This window comes from Pseudomonadota bacterium, from assembly GCA_039024915.1.
Taxonomy (GTDB): domain Bacteria; phylum Pseudomonadota; class Alphaproteobacteria; order Rhizobiales; family MH13; genus MH13.
The window spans coordinates 89,571-106,842 of record JBCCPK010000003.1; the positions used below are offsets into that span (position 1 = coordinate 89,571).

The following is a 17,272-nucleotide window of genomic DNA, read 5'->3' on the forward strand; positions in this document are numbered from 1 at the left end:
TAACGCTAGCGGTCAACCAGCGGCTAGCCGTTGCAAAGCCTCGCCAACCTTCGCCTTTTCAGCCTCATAACCCGCGCGCTTGTCACGCTCACCTTGCACCACCTCTTCCGGTGCACGCGCGGTAAATTTCTCATTGCCCAGTTTCTTATCGATCCGGGCGATCTCGCCATCAAGCCGTTCGAGCTCTTTTGCGAGGCGTGCGCGCTCGGCGTCGAGATCGATAACATCACCAAGGTCAAGGCATAGCGTTGCTTCGCCAACGACCAGCTGAATGGAGCCAGCAGGCGCCTCCATCTCGATGCCCAGGCTGTCGAAGCGTCCAACCCGCTGGATGACGGCCTGTTGTGCAACGACGCGTGCCGCCGTCGCCGGATCGGCACCGACCAATTCGCCCTTGAGCTTGGCGCTCGGCGGTATGTTCATTTCTGCGCGCAGCGACCGCGTCGCCGTGATCAGGTCAATCACCCAGTTGATGTCGGTCGCGGCATCTGCTCGCTCGATGTTGAGCTCCGGCCACTGCGACAAAACCAGCAGTTCGTCGCGGCCGGTGTCGCCACCGGTGGCTGACCACAGCTCCTCGGTAATGAACGGCATGAATGGGTGCAGGACCTTCAAGATCACGTCGGTGACGTAAGCCATGGTGGCCCGCGCTTCGTCTTTCGCAGGCCCATCATCTCCGTTCAAAGTCGGCTTCAGCAGCTCGACATACCAATCGCAAAAGAGCTTCCAGGTGAACCGGTAGGCTGCGCCTGCAGCATCGTTGAAGCGATATCCCTCAAGTGCCTCATTGATCTGGTTGAGCGCCCGGCTTGCTTCAGTCAGTATCCACTGGTTCACGGGCTGTTCGACCCTCTGTGGGTCAAAACCTGCCTGCGGCGCAGCACCGTTCAACTGCGCAAACCGGACCGCGTTCCAAAGCTTGGTCGCAAAATTACGGTAGCCTTCGATACGCTGCGTTGACAGTTTGATGTCAGCGCCCGGCACGGCCATCGCCGCGAGCGTAAACCGAACGGCGTCAGCGCCAAACTCGTCGATCAGGATGAGCGGGTCGAGGACGTTGCCCTTCGACTTCGACATCTTGTCACCCTTCTCGTCGCGGACGAGATTGTGGATGTAGATGGTGTGGAACGGCTCGACCGGTGCACCGTCGCCCTCGCGGATGAAATGATTGCCCATCATCATCATGCGGGCGACCCAGAAAAAGATGATGTCGAAACCCGTTACCAGGACATCGGTCTGGTAATAGCGCTCAAGTTCAGGCGTCTTTTCGGGCCAGCCGAGCGTCGAGAATGGCCACAAGGCCGATGAAAACCAGGTGTCGAGGACATCGGGGTCCCGGGTCAGGATCTCGCCGGGCTTGAAATCGTTCATCTTGTCTTCGACCCATGCCTTCCATGGGCCTTCCGACGCCAGATAATGCTGGACGGCCATATCGAGCGCGACCTCTTCGTCCTCGGCGACGAAAATGTGGTCGTCAGGTCCGTACCAGGCCGGGATCTGGTGTCCCCACCAAAGCTGGCGGGAGATGCACCAAGGCTCGATGTTTTCCATCCACTGGAAGTAGGTCCGCTCCCAGTTTTTAGGGACGAAGTTGGTGCGACCCTCCTTGACCGAGGCGAGCGCCGGTTGCGCCATGACCTTGGCGTCGATGAACCACTGATCGGTCAACATGGGCTCGATGACGACTTTGGACCGGTCGCCAAAAGGCTGCATGACCTTTTTGTCCTCGACCATGATCATCAGGCCTTCGGCATCGATGTCGGCGACAACCTGTTTGCGACAGTCGAACCGATCCATGCCTCGATAGACATCGGGGACCAGATTGATCAGGTCGACATGGTTCTCGTCCGGCGTCCCGCCTTGCTCGCGCATGGCTTTGGCCTTGCCCGCCTCGACCGCGTAAGGCTCGCCATCTGCGCGCATTGCACCCTTTTCGTCCATCAGTCGGAACAGCGGGATGTCGCCGCGCTTGGCTACCTGATAGTCGTTGAAGTCATGCGCGCCGGTAATCTTCACCGCGCCTGAACCGAACTCCGGATCGGGATACTCATCGGTGATGATCGGAATAAGCCGCCGGTGTTCCTTCGGACCGACGGGGATTTCACACAATTGACCCACGATCGGCGCATAGCGCTCATCGTCGGGATGCACCGCTACAGCGCCGTCACCGAGCATGGTTTCAGGGCGGGTGGTGGCAATCGAGATATAGTCCCGGGTCTCGCGCAGAACCTCGTTCCCATCCTCGTCTTTTTCGACATATTCGTAAGTGGCACCCCCCGCGAGCGGGTACTTGAAGTGCCACATATGCCCGTCGACCTCGATGTTCTCGACTTCGAGATCAGAGATCGCCGTCTGGAACTGCGGGTCCCAGTTCACCAGCCGTTTGCCGCGGTAGATCAGGCCTTTATTGTAGAGCTCAACGAAAACCTTGAGGACCGCCTTGGATAGGCCCTCATCCATCGTGAAGCGTTCGCGCGACCAATCGCACGACGCACCGAGCCGTTTGAGCTGGTTGACGATCGTACCGCCGGATTCCTCTTTCCACTGCCAGACACGCTCAACGAAAGCGTCTCTACCCATGTCGGCGCGCGATGGTTCTTGCCGTTCTGCAAGTTGCCGTTCGACAACCATCTGTGTCGCAATACCGGCATGATCGGTGCCCGGCTGCCATAGGACGTCAAACCCCTGCATACGCTTCCAACGTACCAAAATGTCCTGCAGCGTGTTGTTGAGCGCATGGCCCATATGAAGCGAGCCGGTGACATTTGGCGGCGGAATGACAATGGAAAAGCTGGCTGCGCCGGGCTTGGCGCCGGCACCGGCAGCAAACGCGCTGGCGCTCGTCCATAGCTGATTGATCCGCGCCTCAATCGTGGCGGGGTCGAAGGTGGTGTGCATATTCATGATTGGCCTGAAGCTCTTCGAGGCGCTGGCGCCATGGAGACCTATTCCCGTGGGTGCACGTTAAATGCCCAGCGACCCGGTGCTGTCAACAGCCAGTCGGCTGCACGGCTGACGGGTCAGTTACGGGGTAGAATGCAACATTAAACTGCCGATGGGTATCACCGAGCATGATTCCGGTGCCAGTCCAGTGCTGGCTCCTGATATCAGGGACGTGGGCCGCGTCGCGCAACTCGCTCGATTTCCTCGCGCACCAGCTTTTCAACCATCGTAGGCAGGTTTTCGTCGAGCCAACTTTTAAGCATTGGCCGCAACATGTCCTGAACCAGATCTTCAAGCGTTCGCGCGTTGGTCGACAGCATGGTCGAAGCGAGGTCAGCGAACGCCGAGGACACCGCTTGGCTGTTCTCGTTTGACAGAAGCCCCGTGGCACTGGCGCGCACGGATTGTTCGATCTCCGAGCGAATAGGCTCGAGAGGTTCCATCGGCTCTTCAGTAAGCAAAGCCTCGGCAGGTTCCGCCGGGACCGGCTCGATGTCAGCTACCGCAGCGTCTGCGAAATCAACATCAGCATCCGGTTCAAATGGCTCGTCGAGTTTGACGGACGCTATGCCCAGGTCGAGAACATCGTCGTCTTCAGCATCGTCACCGGACGCGGTCGCCGCCTCGCCATCCGTCGATACCGCGTCAGCGCTCTCGGCCTGTTCATCACCACCAATATCAATCGCGTCAAAATCGATCTGATTGGTGTCTGCTGGTTCTGAGGGAGCAGGATCGGGGTCTTCAGCGGCTGCCTCATCATCTTCCGCTGGCGTCGCAAACAGAGCGTCGAGGTCGGCCTCGGAGATGGCCTCATCAGCTTCCGCAGGCTCTGCCACTGGCTCTTCAGCCGCAGCAGCATCAGCCGCCGCGTCTTTCTCACCTTCCGGCTCATCGTCAGAGATGATTTGGCGAATAGACGCCAAAATCTCTTCCATAGATGGTTCGGCGTTAGCACCAGACTTCGACATATTCTCACGCGCTCAGCTGCACACACGCGCGCCTGCGGAAGCTTCCCTCAAGGCGCAGCCGCATAACGCACTGATTCGCGTGTATGAGTACAGCACGAGAGCGGCTGGCACCGGGCACAACACCGGCGAGCGCCCTGCTTTTTTGGGGAAAACGACTGTGCCTCAGCAAAAGCTGCAAACGATAAGCGCAAGCGTTAGAGCCTGTTAGTCGCTGCCAAAAATCGGTCCGCCCCGACCGTCTGGTGTCCGCAGACCGTACCAAGCATCGCGGACAGCGTCGTAATGCTCGGTCGGATCGTAGCGCGCGACCTGCAAGCCTAGTGACTCGGCCGTCAGCTGACCGAGTGACGACGCCAGGGAGTAAGAGGCCACCACTACGTCACGGCGCGCTTCAACCTGCGTCAGCTGCGCCGAGATAACGTCATCTTGCGAATCCAGAACATCAAGCGTTGTCCTTTGGCCAACCCGGCGCTCTTCGAGGACGCCAGCGAGAGCAGTCTGGGCGGCAGACACCTCTGACTCGGACGCTTCAACCTGCGCTCGTGCCGACTGAAGCGCGGCGAACGAGCTCAAGACGGCAGCGCGAACCTGCTCTCGGGTGACAACCAGCTCCAGCCGGCGTTGCCCAAGTGTCTCGATCGACTGACGGACCCGCGATGTCACGCGACCGCCTTGGTAAATCGGCACCGACAGCTGAAGCGTCGCAGAGAAGCTGTCGTTAGGGCCGCCAGCGGCGCCCTGATCCCATGACCGTGAGCCGGAGCCCTGCAGGTCGAGCGTTGGTAGCAACTCACCTTCGGCGATGGCTACCGCGCTTTGGGCGACGTCAACGTTGGCCCGCCCCGCTAGTATGGCGGGGTGCGTGTTCAGCGCGCCAGCCAATGCGCCCTCAAGGTTGGACGGTATCCCGGAATAAGGTGCGGGGCTCCGCAGATTGCGCGGATCAGTGCCGATCACCTGACGGTAAACGGCGTTGGATGTGGTCAGATTTGCCCGCGCGACGCTCACCTGAGCTAGTGCGAAGGCACGGCGCGCATTGGCTTGCGCGACATCGGTTCGGGTCCCCTCGCCGACTTGAAAGCGCGCCTCAGCCGCTCGCACCTGTTCATTGAGGAACTCGAGGCTCTGCTGCCGAAGCACCAGAATCTGGCGATCGGCTATGACGTCCATGTAAGCCTGTGCGGCCGACACAAAAATGTTCTGCTCTGTGTTGATCAGCGATGATCGGCTCGCCCGAACGCCAGCTTCGGCTTGCGCCACGGCGTTTTGCGTCCGGAACCCGCGAAACAGTGGCTGCACCACCGACAAACTCAGGCTGCTGGGATACAAGGTGGTCGTCGTGTTCGGCCGACCATTGGGGCGATTACGGCTGACCGTGATCCCGGTTGACGCATCGAAGGTGATCGTCGGCCTGTAGCCAGACAATGCCTGCGGAACATCCTCATCGGTCGCACGTAGCGACGCGCGTTCCGCGTTCAGTTCTGGGTTGTGCTGGTAAGCGCGCGCCAGGGCGCCAGCCAAGGTTTCGGCGGAGACGGAAGACGGGGCGATTGCGAGCACCCAAGCGGCACCCGCAATGAGCAAAGATCTCATTGAGAAGGTATTACGGAACGTTGTCATCGCCACAGCAGCGCCTTTTCACGTCTACTCACTACAAAGTCGCGTGCAACATACTCACCTGCGGCGCCTAACGGCGTCCCTGCTCCAGAACGGCGCGCCGGAATCAGGTGGCGAGATTGTCGCGCTCGGCAATGTATTAAAGAAGTGTTAGCGGTGGGCAAGCCGCGAGATGGTGATGCTGAGAGGCAATGCGGGGAAATCAAACATTTGTCTGGAATCTGTGCAGATCAGCAACACCATGACAGAAAATTTACCAGCTTTTTAAACGGCTCACCGCTTGCCATTTGCCTCGCGCGTGGCGTCTCGGTCGCGCTCACACCCCGCCGTTATGAACGATGGCGGTTCAGAACTCGAATTCCGGGACACGCTCGAAGCCCGGCAAAGGCGGGACAGCGGCGTTGAACAAGGGGATCACCGTGTAGCCATCGCCATCGCGACAGATCTTCACCGCCCGTCCAGCGCCGCCATAGCCGAGCGCCGTTATCAGCACGCCATCTTCACGAAGCTGGCTGACCAAAGCTTCGGACACCTGTTCCATGGCGCCTGCCGCAAATATCGCGTCAAACGGGCCTTCAGAGGGATAGCCCGCCGTCAGGTCGCCCTCCAGAACCGCGACCGTGTCCACATCCGCGTCGGAGAGTGCGTTCGTTGCACGCTCCACCATGGCTTCAGTGGTCTCCAACGCAACGACCGTTCCGGCGATCTTGGACAGGATCGCACTGGAGTAGCCGGTCAGGCACCCCAGATCGAGAACAACGCTCGTGTCGCTCAGTTCTGCGGCCTGGATCATGCGAGCCAGGTGCATCGGCCGAATCATCCGTCGGACACTATCGCCATCAACGATCTCAATCTCGGCGTCGCTGTAGGCCAGCACGCGCTTGCTGGCTGGAATGAAAAACTCCCGCGGGACGCTGAGAAAAGCGGCCAGAACATCGTAGTGCGATATGTCGAACGGTCGAAGCTGATTATCGACCATCTTGGTACGTTGCTGGTCCATATTCATGTCGGCGATCCATGCTCGGGTGTTGAGAGAGTGCCTTACCATGCGAGCGCCAGCCGTGTCAGCGGTCTTATGGCAGCATAACATGACCACCCAAATGCACTGGACCGCTGCTAAGGTTTGCTCCCGGCCAGCCGGTGGAGCGACCCTTTACCGTTACGCGCGAATGTTGCGCCTCCAGTGGCAAAGCGCTTGCAGTGAACGCCCGTTCGGGCCAAAAGGCCTGCGCCGTGCCTGGCATGGCCTCGTGGCGGAGTGGTTACGCAGAGGACTGCAAATCCTTGTACCCCGGTTCGATTCCGGGCGAGGCCTCCATTTTTTCGGCAAAGCGTTGCTCGCGCAGTCAAATGAGCGATTGCGGACGTGACGAGTGTGCTGGTCAGGCGTGAAAAAGAGGGTGGCGCGGGCGCAGGCGCTTTGTTATAGCGCTGCCCACCCAACACGTATTCCCCGATAGCTCAGTTGGTAGAGCAAGCGACTGTTAATCGCTGGGTCGTAGGTTCGAGTCCTACTCGGGGAGCCATTTGTCGTTCAGTTTCAATAGTTTCACGGCATTATGTCGCAACGCGATGATGATCCGCAGCCTGGCGCGCGCCGTATTCCCGGCTCTTGACCACGACTGCTGATTCAAACTTCATGACCGAGAAGCCTGCCCCAACCCTCGTATGGTTCCGCAACGATCTGCGCATCCACGACAACCCCGCACTTGCGCGCGCCGCTGAATTAGGCGGACCGGTGTGCGCGGTCTATGCGCTCGACGAACGTCGCGAGCGCCCGCATGGAGATGCCAGCCAATGGTGGCTGCACCACGCATTGTTAGCCCTCGGCAAAAACCTCGATAAGCTTGGCATCCCACTGGTGCTGCGCCGCGGTGATGCGGGCCAGACCGTTCCCGTGCTCGCCGAAGAGATCGGGGCTGGTGCCGTCGTTTGGAACAGGCGTTACACCAAGGCCGGAATCGAACAGGACACCGAGATCAAATCGCACCTCAAGGATGCGGGGCTCTTAGCGGAGAGCCATAACGGTCATCTGCTCTATGAGCCGTGGACAGTGAAAACTGGCTCAGGCGAGCCCTACAAGGTGTTCACCCCATTCTCACGGGCAGCTCGGGCGCTTGGGTCACCAGAAAGGCCCAAACCCGCGCCAACGACGATCAAGGGGCTTGAAAGCGCACCCGAAAGCGATGCGCTGGATGATTGGGGCCTGCTGCCAACCAAACCCGATTGGTCTACAGGGCTAGCCGAACGCTGGACCCCGGGGACGGAGGGTGCACAAGCACGGCTTCAGACCTTTATCCGCGAGAGCCTCGCCGGTTACCCCGACCGACGCAACTCGCCTGGCAAGGAGGCCACAACCCTCCTGTCACCGCACCTGAAGTTCGGCGAAATATCATCGCGCGAGCTCTGGCACGCGGCTGAGGTCAGCAATGCGCCACGCAGCTCGGTGTACAAGTTCCACCAAGAGCTTCTTTGGCGGGAATTCTCCTACCAGCTTTTGTTCTTCAACCCGGATTTGAGCGAGGAAAACTACGCCGACAAGTTCAACCGCTTTCCGTGGGCACCAACACACAAGCAGCCAACCAAAGATCACTTGCGTGCATGGCAGAAAGGCCAAACTGGATACCCAATCGTTGATGCGGGGATGCGCGAGCTTTACGCGACGGGCTGGATGCACAATCGGGCTCGCATGATCGTCGGATCTTTCCTCGTAAAGCACCTTCTGATCGACTGGCGACATGGTGAGGAGTGGTTTTGGGATACGCTTGTCGACGCGGACCCGGCCAACAATGCAGCCAGTTGGCAATGGGTGGCCGGTTCGGGGGCAGACGCCGCCCCCTATTTTCGCATCTTCAATCCGATCCTTCAGGGCGAAAAGTTCGACGCCGCGGGGGATTACACCCGCCATTGGGTGCCTGAGGTAGCGCAGCTACCGAAAAAATATCTCCACAAACCGTGGGAAGCTCCGGACAAGGTGCTCTCCGATGCAGGCATCATCCTTGGCGAAACTTATCCGCGCCCTATTGTCGATCACGCGGAAGCGCGCCAGCGCGCGCTCGACGCGTTCAAATCACTTTCCTGAGGGCTGCCACCACTCCGGGCGTCCTTGAACGAACAACGCACGGAAGTATCGCCCCGCATGGCACGTGTCGCAATTATCGGTTCCGGGATCGCCGGAAACGCCGCAGCGTGGGCGCTGCACAGTTTCACAGACCACGAGGTCACCCTCTACGAGAAGCGGGAGCGAGCTGGCGGTCATTCCGCAACGGTCGATATCGACTATGACGGGACGCCGATCGCAGTCGATACCGGCTTCATCGTTTACAATGGCCGTAACTATCCCGACCTGACGGCCTTGTTCGACCATCTGGGCGTTGCCACCGAATGGAGCGACATGAGCCTGGGTATCTCGGTGGGCAACGGTGCCCTCGAATGGTCTGGTGACCGGCCCGCCGCCTTGTTCGCCCAAAAGCGAAACCTCGTTTCGCCACGCTTCATAGGCATGCTCTTATCAGTCCTGCGCTTCAATAAACGCGCCCTGCGTGACCTTGAAAGCGGGCGTCTTGCCGGTCTTTCCTTGGGGGAGTACCTGGCAAAAGAAGGCTTCTCGCGCGCCTTCATTGAAGACTATCTGGTCCCCATGGGCGCTGCGATCTGGTCCACGCCGGATGCCGATGTGCTGCATTTTCCGGCGCAGAGCTTTGTGCGGTTCTTCGCCAACCATCGCCTGCTTGAAATTCGCCCACCCGAGTGGCGCACTGTGACTGGAGGCAGCCGCAACTACGTGGCCGTGCTGACCGAGCCGCTGGGCGATCGGGTGCTGCTCGGAAGGCCGGTCACACGTGTCGAACGGCAAGGCGAGCACGTCGTCGTCACAGATCAGAGCGGCGAAACAACAACGTTCGATTATGCGATAATGGCAAGCCACTCGGACCAGTCCCTTGGTATGCTGGCCGATGCAAGCGACGCCGAGGCGGGCATCTTGAGCGCTGTCCGCTACCGTCCAAATCATGTGTTTCTGCATCGAGACCCAGCGCTTATGCCCAATCGTCCTGCCATGTGGTCGGCTTGGAACTATATGGCGGACGCGCGAGGCGCGGATGGGCGCACCGGCGTTTCGGTGTCCTATTGGATGAACAAACTACAGAACATCGATCATACGACGCCGCTGTTCATCTCCCTTAATCCATTCACTGCTCCGGACCCGGACAAGGTTTTCTTCGAGACGCACTATGACCATCCGCAGTTCGACGCAGCTGCCCTTGCAGCTCAGGACCGCCTACCGGCCGTGCAGGGCAGTGGGCGGGTCTGGTTCGTTGGCGCATGGACGGGATACGGTTTCCATGAGGATGGTTTGCGGTCAGGCCTGGACGCGGCGGAAGCTCTAGGCGCAATCATCCCATGGCGCCGCTCGACCGCGCTGCTGCCGGCCAATGATGACGATCTGCCAATGTTGCCGCAGGCCGCCGAGTAGTCGGATGTTGGACGCGCCGAACCCGCAGCATGGTCACGTGGATCTCGGCGAGCCGACAGTGGCTGCCGCACCGGGCCATGCCGCCCCCGGTCATGCAGCAGCAGAGGCCATGCCCCACGACTGGCGAAGGCTGCGCGCGCCTGATGCACCGCTGACGATCTATGCCGGCATGGTCATGCACCAGCGCATGCGCCCGAAGGCCCATAGGTTCAGCTATGGCGTGTACGCCGTCTTGATGGACCTCGACCAAGCAGACGCACTGGACCGTCTCAGCCCACTGTTTTCCCACAACCGGTGGAATGCGTTCTCTGTCCATGATCGTGACCATGGCCCGGCAGATGGTTCACCTTTGCGGCCTTGGGCCGACGCACTGTTGGCCGAAGGGGGGCTGGAACGGCCAGCGACGCGGATCGTTCTGCTTTGCTACCCGCGCATCTTTGGCGCGGTGTTCAATCCGCTATCGGTCTACTACGCCTACGATGCCGACGATGCGCTCGTTGGCGTCATCTACGAGGTTCGCAACACCTTTGGCGAGCGACATAGCTATGTCGCGCGGGTCGAAGATGGGCAGTTGCGACCGTCCGGTTTGCGGCAAACCCGCAAGAAGCTGTTCTATGTCTCGCCGCTGATGGACATGGACATGCGGTACCATTTCAATCTCAAGCCGCCGGGCGAGAGCATTACCATCCGCATCCTTGAGCACGACCCTGAGGGGCCGATTTTGGCCGCAAGCTTTCACGGCGACGCGGTGCCGGTCACGACCCGCACGTTGCTCAAACAGGCGATGCGCGTGCCACTGCAGACAGCCAAGGTCGTAGGTGCAATCCACTACGAAGCATTGCGACTTTGGTTAAAGGGTATAAGGTTAAGGCATCGGCCGCCCGCCCCACCGCGTCACTCGGTACGCGATGGGGTCGTCGCGGCAACGGATCATCCCGAAGCGGATAGCGGTGATCCTTGCGGCGTTTTGGAAGGGCGGTTCGGCACAAGAGGCTGACTGAAACAGCCCGCCTGAACGGATTGCAGGAGGAGTGCGCCATGAGCGATCTAACCATCGAAAGTGCTTTGAAAGATGGACGGGGCAGGTCCTTTTCGCTGGGTGAATACACGCACCTGACGAAAGAGAATTTTTCTGACCTGACGGCGAACCTGCCGCGTGCGGTGCGCCGGGTTCTCGGCTTTGTTATCGGGCTGGAGCACGGTACACTTGCCATCACATTGCCCGGCGGCGAACGCTTTCGCATCGAAGGGCGGCAAGATGGGCCGGTTGCCGATCTCGAGATCCGTAGCTACGCCTTTTTGGCAGCGGTGGTGCGCCACGGGGATATCGGTGTTGCGGAGAGCTTTTTCGAAGGTCACTGGACCTCGACCGATGTGACCAACTTTCTAGAGCTGTTCTGTTACAATGAGCAGATCATCCACGAGCGCATCGACAGCAATCCAATTGCGCGGACGATCATGCGGATCAAGCATTGGCTGCATCGGAATACAAAGCGGCAGGCGAAGCGCAACATCTCGGCGCATTATGATCTCGGCAACGGCTTTTACGAAGCCTGGCTCGACCCCTCGATGACCTATTCATCGGCCCTGTTCGAAGACGGTGCGAACGATCTGGAGACAGCACAGCGCGCCAAGTACGCCGCACTTGCCGATGCAACCGGCGTACAGCCGGGTGATCATGTTCTGGAGATTGGGTGCGGTTGGGGCGGCTTTGCCGAATATCTCGCGGGCAGCCGTGGGGCCTACGTGACGGGTCTGACGATCAGCCAGCAGCAGTTTGAGTATGCGACCGCGCGCATGCAGCGGCATGGGCTATCGGATCAGGTCGACATCAAGTTGCAAGACTATCGTGACGAGCGCGGACTGTACGACCGGATCGTCTCTGTCGAAATGTTTGAAGCGGTGGGTGAGCGGTACTGGCCAGTTTACTATCAGACCTTGAAGCAGCACCTCAAACCAGGTGGCAAGGCTGGGCTGCAAATCATCACCATTCAAGACCGCTTTTTTGAGCATTATCGTAAGGCAACCGATTTCATCCAGCAGTACATTTTCCCTGGCGGCATGTTGCCGACGCCAACACACCTTGAAAGCCTGGGAGCCGATTGCGGACTGCAGCTGACGGAAAGCCGCGGTTTCGGTCGGGACTACGCTAAGACATTGGCGATGTGGCGCGAGACATTCCTGTCAAAGTGGGACGAGATCGCACCGATGGGCTTTGACGAACGCTTCAAGCATATGTGGCTGTATTACCTGCATTATTGCGAGGCAGGGTTCAGCGCCGGCAACATTGATGTGCGCCAGGTGGTCTACGCCCACAAGCCGTAGGCACCGGCTTGCCGTTCATCCATCGCTGCTCTTGCCACCCTCGAGCGGCTTGTCCTTCCAACCGGTGGTTCGTGACAGGATCCAATGGGACACGTCGTAGGGCAAAAGACGCAGCAGCTTCAATTGATATGTAAAGCGCTTGGGGAACGTAATCTCAAAGCGCTTGCTTTCGATCCCGTCCGCCATGCGCCGGGCGGCGTCGTCGACCTGCAGCAGGAAGGGCATCTCGAAAGGATTATCAGCCGTCGCGGGCGTATCGACGAAGCCGGGGTTCACGACCTGGACGGTGATGCCCAGCCGGTCGGTATCGAACCGCAAACCTTCAGCGAAATTGATCATCCCTGCCTTGGTCGCTCCGTAGGCGGCCGACGTTGGCAGCCCGACATAGCCCGTGACCGATGCAACCATGGTGATCTGCCCACGCCTTCTGGGCTTCATCACCTCAATAAGCGGGACGACGCAGTTCGCAGTTCCCTTGAGGTTCACATCGAAGGTTTTGTGGATCGCATCAAGCGGTGGTGCGGTGCCATCCACCGGGATGTATATACCGGCGTTGAGGACAGCGATATCGATCCCGCCATGCTGCTCCATCTCACCGACAATGGCCGCCATCCGAGGCGCGTCGCTGACATCGCCAGCCGCGAGATAGACTTCTGAGCCAGAGGTATCGCTTTCGATTTCGGCTTTGAGTTCGGCGAGCTTCTCTTCACTGCGGGCCGTAAGTGCAAGGCGATAGCCGCGCCGTGCCATTTCAAGCGCCAACGCATATCCCAAGCCCGAACTCGCCCCAGTAACCCAAACCAATTTCGCCATGAATCTACAGCTTCCTGACAACATCCACCGCACACGCTACGCGCTGGCCGACGTTCGGGTTCAGTTCCGATGGAAAGAAAGTGCGACGAACCGCAGGTCTTGTTCGACCTAACGGCGTAATCCGTTGACGAACCGGCCAAAGGGCCCAGTCAATTCGACAGGCGCGTCCACCACCGCGAAGCAGATGCAAACTTCGCCTTCGTCCGCTACAGGACGGTGGTTCACCGCATCATCAGCATAGGCAATGTCGCCAACGCCATAGTGACCGGTGCCGTCCGAAAAACCACCTTGCAGGACAACGGTGATTTCCGAACCATGGTGCGTATGGACCGGCACCGATTTGCCCCCATCGATACGCAGCAAGCTGACCTCAGCACCATCAACGTCCGGCAGACGATGCTCTGCAATGCCTGGCATCACCCGCTTCCACGGAACATCAGCCACTGACATGCCGATGAACATCTCAATAGACACCGAGCGGTGCGCCTCAATAGAGGCCGCGCCATTTTCGGCACCATCGATGGACGCGAAGATGTCTGAAAGGGCAGCGTCAGCGTCATCAAACGCAACCGGTTCAATCGATGACAAGCCGCGCCCGTACTCGATATCGTCGTCACGCAAGGCATCGCCAACCTGATCGAGTGTGCGGATCCAGCGGTCACTTTTTCCGGTCAACTCGAGATGGGCTTCAACGGCGACGCTTACAGGGCGCGAAAGGGCCCCGATCGCATACTCGGCTAGCAGTCCCGAAACCATGTCAACTTGGCGAGTGGCAAGAACGTTCAAAGCATACAATCCAATTTCAGTGTCAGTCGAAGCGCCAAATGCGAAGCAGCGCCTAAATATCCATGGTCGCCCAATACCCTCGCGGCAAAGATTGACCAAAATCACGGAGAGCCATCCGTATGATTCAAACCGTTTCGAATAAGCTCAACGTACCGGTCTTTACGGAACAGGAACTAAGCGGATCACCCTTTCATTGCGAATCTGGTGAACGTGTTTCGCGTCCGCATCATCGGCAGCAAAGTGCCACGAACACCACAACGATAACAGCCGTCGAATGCGCGCAATCAAATCGGTTTCTCGCCGCGAGGGAAAGAACGTACCATCCCGGACATCGCGTGACATTTCTTGATCCGTTATCACGCTCTTGATCGATCAGGCCCACTGGCGTACGCCAGCGCTCCACCCAGGGTCATGAACCCCTACGTGCTTGAGGGCCGATTTGGACGCTGCATATCTCGCCGATCCCTATCTTCGTACCGCCGAAACGCAGGTCGCGGGGCCTCATGCCGATGGGGTCCTGGTGGCGCGAACAATTTTCTACCCGCAAGGGGGTGGCCAGCCTGGCGATCGTGGCACTGTGGAATTGTCCGATGGCACCATGATCGAGGTGTACACCACCCGATATGGCCCGGAACGCCAAACCGCTCTGCTTGTCTGCCGCCAGGATGACGATGCGCTGCCACCGGCATTGACGTCCTTGACGACCGGCACGAAGATTGTCGGCCACATAGACTGGCCCCAACGTTACACATACATGCGTGTGCACACCGCACTGCACTTGCTGTCAGTCGTCCTTCCATTCCCCGTCACCGGAGGGCAGATCGGGGATGGCGAGGGTCGCCTCGACTTCAACATCGACGACGCTTCGCTCGATAAAACAGCGCTCAGCGAACAGCTTCAAGCTGTTGTCGATGCCGATCACCCGGTGACGCAGCGTTGGATCAGCGACGCTGAGCTCGATGCTAACCCTGGGCTTGTGAAGACAATGAGCGTTCAGCCGCCGCGCGGTTCGGGCAAGGTGCGACTTGTTCAGATCGGCGATATCGATTTGCAGCCTTGCGGCGGCACCCATGTGGCCTCGACCGCTGAAATCAGAACGGTCATCGTGAGCAAAATCGAAAACAAAGGTCGCCAGAACCGGCGTGTACGCATCAAGCTGCTTGATGACGACGCTTAGTTTCGAGGCCTGAAGGGGGAACCTATGCAGCGTGATGACGTCTTTGTCAGTCCACAATGGCTCCTTGAGCGGGCAGACCATCCCGATGTGATCGCCGTGGACGCGAGTTGGTACCTGCCGACGATGACGCGCGAGGGTCAGCCGCGAGATGCGCGTATGGAGTATGAGGCAGGGCATATTGGCGGCGCGGTCTTCTTCGATCTCGACGCCATCTCGGACCAAAAGTCCGATCTGCCCCATATGATGCCGGACCCGGTCACGTTTGCTTCGGCCATGCGGCGTCTTGGTCTCTCTAACGCCCACACGCTCGTTGTTTATGACGGTCTGGGCCTGTTTTCCGCTCCGCGCGCCTGGTGGATGCTACGCTCGTTCGGTGCCAAACGTGTCTACTTGCTCGATGGCGGCTTGCCGGCATGGATCGAAGCTGGCTACCCGCTATCCGACCAACCGGTGCGTCGCCAGCCGTCGCACTTCGTTGCGCAATTCGACAGTTCGTCGGTCGCGCATTCGGCAGATGTGCTCAAAGCGGTGCAAGGCAATGACGCGGCTATCATTGACGCTCGTCCAAGGGCGCGCTTCGAAGGCGCAGAACCGGAGCCCAGACCGGGCTTGCGCGCCGGACACATCGCTGGCTCGCAGTCCCTGCCCTTCACTGGCGTCCAACAAGACGGCCGGATGCTTCCAACCGAAGCCCTGGAGAGCCTATTCAAGGATGCCAAGATCGATACCGACCAGCCGATCATCACAAGCTGCGGTTCCGGTGTCTCAGCCGTAACGCTCGGGCTGGCCCTTTCCCTGGCCGGAGCACAGGATGTGCGTATTTATGATGGGTCCTGGGCGGAATGGGGCGCAGACCCCGACCTGCCTATCGGCAAGGGTCCGCAGACGTCGTAACCCCGCCAGGGTGCCTGTCGAACCGGCCGTAACACAATAGGTCAACGGATCGGCGGGGCATAAAGAATACCCCCATCAGACCAGAGCGCGTTTAGGCCGCGACCGATACCCAAAGGCGAGTCTTCGCCGATCGTCCGATCGAACACTTCGCCATAATTGCCGACTTGCGCGATCACCTGGTAGGCCCAGTCTGTGCGAAGCCCAAGAAACTCGCCGAAGTTGCCGGCGCCTCCGACGAGCCGCGCAATCGCAGGCGATGTTGTATCGCGAAAACTGTCCACGTTCTGGCTGGTCAGACCCAGTTCTTCGGCATTGATCATGGCGAACAGTACCCATCGGGCGGCATCAAACCAGCGTACGTCATCGTCGCGAACGGCCGGGCTGAGCGGCTCTTTCGAGATGACTTCGGGCAGGACGATATGCGCCGATGGGTCTGCGAGGTTGAGCCGCTGGGCATACAGCCCGGATGTATCATGGGCGTACGCATCGCAAGCGCCCGCATCGTAGGCCGACACAACATCTGCGACATTCTCAAATGTGACGAGCTCAATGTCGATTGAGTGCGATGCGAAGAAGTCTGTCACATTGAGCACAGTAGTCGTGCCAGCGTTGACGCAGATTTTAGCATCCGCCAGTTCGAGCGCGGAGGTCAGCCCCAGGGACTGAGGCACCATGAAGGCCTGACCGTCGAAATAGTTGACACCGATAAAGCTGATACCAAGTCCGGCCTCGCGCGCCATCGTCCACGTCGAGTTGCGGGACAGAACATCGATCTCACCTTCGATGAGCGCGTCAAAACGGGCCTGGGCGGCCAGCGGTGTAAACTCGACCGCCTGGGCATCCCCCAGCACAGCCGCCGCAATGGCGCGGCAGTAATCAACATCGAATCCGCGCCATTCGCCCGCCTCATCGATGCTGGAAAAGCCTGGCTGACCTTGCGACACCCCGCACTGAAGGAAGCCACGCGCCAGCACGTCATCGAGCGTTGACGTCCCTTCATTCGCCAGAGCAGCCGGCGCAGCCATCGTCATTGCAAGACCGAAAACGCACAGGGCAATGAGCCCCGTTTTGGCTGTTTGGCGCGGATGGGCAAGTCCTTGGGGAACGACTGTCTGTTGGGTCATCTACCGGTTCAATGTTCACGTTGGCTGGTCTTCGGGTTTTCAATGGCGCCACAAGGCTGTTCGCTCGAGCCGTGACGTCCGGTTTGACGCACCATAGCACGAAGAACTTTCCCAAAGCTTCCGCATGCGCTAGGCGAAATGAGGGCCGCAA

13 protein-coding genes and 2 tRNA genes are annotated in these 17,272 nt (G+C 59.4%); 8 read left to right on the forward strand and 7 right to left on the reverse strand.

The window, feature by feature from the left end; genetic code table 11:
- Positions 1-12: 12 nt before the first annotated feature.
- From AAF739_06660 to AAF739_06675, 4 genes are all read right to left on the reverse strand, one after another.
- Entirely contained in the window at positions 13-2,904 is a 2,892-nt protein-coding gene (locus AAF739_06660; protein MEM6382340.1) for a valine--tRNA ligase, read from the reverse strand.
- A 203-nt stretch (positions 2,905-3,107) separates the two neighbouring features.
- Entirely contained in the window at positions 3,108-3,911 is an 804-nt protein-coding gene (locus tag AAF739_06665) for a DUF2497 domain-containing protein (protein ID MEM6382341.1), read from the reverse strand.
- A 204-nt stretch (positions 3,912-4,115) separates the two neighbouring features.
- A complete protein-coding gene (locus AAF739_06670) occupies positions 4,116-5,531 on the reverse strand; it encodes a TolC family outer membrane protein (protein MEM6382342.1) in 1,416 nt (471 codons plus the stop codon).
- A gap of 343 nt (positions 5,532-5,874) precedes the next feature.
- Complete coding sequence (locus AAF739_06675) at positions 5,875-6,576, reverse strand: protein-L-isoaspartate O-methyltransferase (protein MEM6382343.1); 702 nt, start codon at positions 6,574-6,576, stop codon at positions 5,875-5,877.
- Positions 6,577-6,772: 196 nt separating this feature from the next.
- On the opposite strand from AAF739_06675, the gene AAF739_06680 reads away from it, so the two are divergent.
- The 6 genes from AAF739_06680 (at position 6,773) to AAF739_06705 (ending at position 12,327) form a co-directional block, all read left to right on the forward strand.
- Positions 6,773-6,846, forward strand: a tRNA-Cys gene (locus AAF739_06680).
- A gap of 132 nt (positions 6,847-6,978) precedes the next feature.
- Positions 6,979-7,054, forward strand: a tRNA-Asn gene (locus AAF739_06685).
- Between the two features lie 113 nt (positions 7,055-7,167).
- Positions 7,168-8,610: a deoxyribodipyrimidine photo-lyase gene (locus AAF739_06690; GenBank protein ID MEM6382344.1), complete on the forward strand. Its 1,443-nt coding sequence runs from the start codon at positions 7,168-7,170 to the stop codon at positions 8,608-8,610.
- Between the two features lie 57 nt (positions 8,611-8,667).
- Positions 8,668-10,002: an FAD-dependent oxidoreductase gene (locus AAF739_06695; GenBank protein MEM6382345.1), complete on the forward strand. Its 1,335-nt coding sequence runs from the start codon at positions 8,668-8,670 to the stop codon at positions 10,000-10,002.
- Positions 10,003-10,006: 4 nt separating this feature from the next.
- Positions 10,007-10,999, forward strand: a complete 993-nt coding sequence (locus tag AAF739_06700) for a DUF1365 domain-containing protein (GenBank protein ID MEM6382346.1) — start codon at positions 10,007-10,009, stop codon at positions 10,997-10,999.
- A 41-nt stretch (positions 11,000-11,040) separates the two neighbouring features.
- Positions 11,041-12,327 carry a cyclopropane-fatty-acyl-phospholipid synthase family protein gene (locus tag AAF739_06705; GenBank protein MEM6382347.1) on the forward strand — a complete coding sequence of 429 codons (1,287 nt, stop codon included), beginning with the start codon at positions 11,041-11,043 and terminating at the stop codon, positions 12,325-12,327.
- Positions 12,328-12,342: 15 nt separating this feature from the next.
- On the opposite strand, the gene AAF739_06710 is transcribed toward AAF739_06705, so the two are convergent.
- Both AAF739_06710 and AAF739_06715 read right to left on the reverse strand, forming a co-directional pair.
- On the reverse strand, positions 12,343-13,140 hold the full coding sequence (locus tag AAF739_06710; protein MEM6382348.1) for an SDR family NAD(P)-dependent oxidoreductase: 798 nt from the start codon (positions 13,138-13,140) through the stop codon (positions 12,343-12,345).
- A gap of 108 nt (positions 13,141-13,248) precedes the next feature.
- The gene (locus tag AAF739_06715; protein ID MEM6382349.1) at positions 13,249-13,926 is read right to left on the reverse strand and encodes a ChrR family anti-sigma-E factor; all 678 of its coding nucleotides are present in this window, start codon (positions 13,924-13,926) and stop codon (positions 13,249-13,251) included.
- Between the two features lie 439 nt (positions 13,927-14,365).
- Here AAF739_06715 and AAF739_06720 point away from each other — a divergent pair, with 439 nt between their 5' ends.
- Complete coding sequence (locus AAF739_06720) at positions 14,366-15,103, forward strand: alanyl-tRNA editing protein (protein ID MEM6382350.1); 738 nt, start codon at positions 14,366-14,368, stop codon at positions 15,101-15,103.
- Between the two features lie 24 nt (positions 15,104-15,127).
- Entirely contained in the window at positions 15,128-15,997 is an 870-nt protein-coding gene (gene sseA / locus AAF739_06725; GenBank protein ID MEM6382351.1) for a 3-mercaptopyruvate sulfurtransferase, read from the forward strand.
- A gap of 41 nt (positions 15,998-16,038) precedes the next feature.
- Here sseA and AAF739_06730 read toward each other — a convergent pair whose 3' ends face one another.
- Complete coding sequence (locus tag AAF739_06730) at positions 16,039-17,121, reverse strand: amino acid ABC transporter substrate-binding protein (GenBank protein ID MEM6382352.1); 1,083 nt, start codon at positions 17,119-17,121, stop codon at positions 16,039-16,041.
- Between the last annotated feature and the right edge of the window lie 151 nt (positions 17,122-17,272).

Bases quoted from the DNA above. Each gene is read 5' to 3' on its own strand.
- AAF739_06660 (MEM6382340.1), bottom strand. From the start codon at position 2,904: ATGAATATGCACACCACCTTCGACCCCGCCACGATTGAGGCGCGGATC.
- AAF739_06665 (MEM6382341.1), bottom strand. From the start codon at position 3,911: ATGTCGAAGTCTGGTGCTAACGCCGAACCATCTATGGAAGAGATTTTG.
- AAF739_06670 (MEM6382342.1), bottom strand. From the start codon at position 5,531: ATGACAACGTTCCGTAATACCTTCTCAATGAGATCTTTGCTCATTGCG.
- AAF739_06675 (MEM6382343.1), bottom strand. From the start codon at position 6,576: ATGGTAAGGCACTCTCTCAACACCCGAGCATGGATCGCCGACATGAAT.
- AAF739_06690 (MEM6382344.1), top strand. From the start codon at position 7,168: ATGACCGAGAAGCCTGCCCCAACCCTCGTATGGTTCCGCAACGATCTG.
- AAF739_06695 (MEM6382345.1), top strand. From the start codon at position 8,668: ATGGCACGTGTCGCAATTATCGGTTCCGGGATCGCCGGAAACGCCGCA.
- AAF739_06700 (MEM6382346.1), top strand. From the start codon at position 10,007: ATGTTGGACGCGCCGAACCCGCAGCATGGTCACGTGGATCTCGGCGAG.
- AAF739_06705 (MEM6382347.1), top strand. From the start codon at position 11,041: ATGAGCGATCTAACCATCGAAAGTGCTTTGAAAGATGGACGGGGCAGG.
- AAF739_06710 (MEM6382348.1), bottom strand. From the start codon at position 13,140: ATGGCGAAATTGGTTTGGGTTACTGGGGCGAGTTCGGGCTTGGGATAT.
- sseA (MEM6382351.1), top strand. From the start codon at position 15,128: ATGCAGCGTGATGACGTCTTTGTCAGTCCACAATGGCTCCTTGAGCGG.
- AAF739_06730 (MEM6382352.1), bottom strand. From the start codon at position 17,121: ATGACCCAACAGACAGTCGTTCCCCAAGGACTTGCCCATCCGCGCCAA.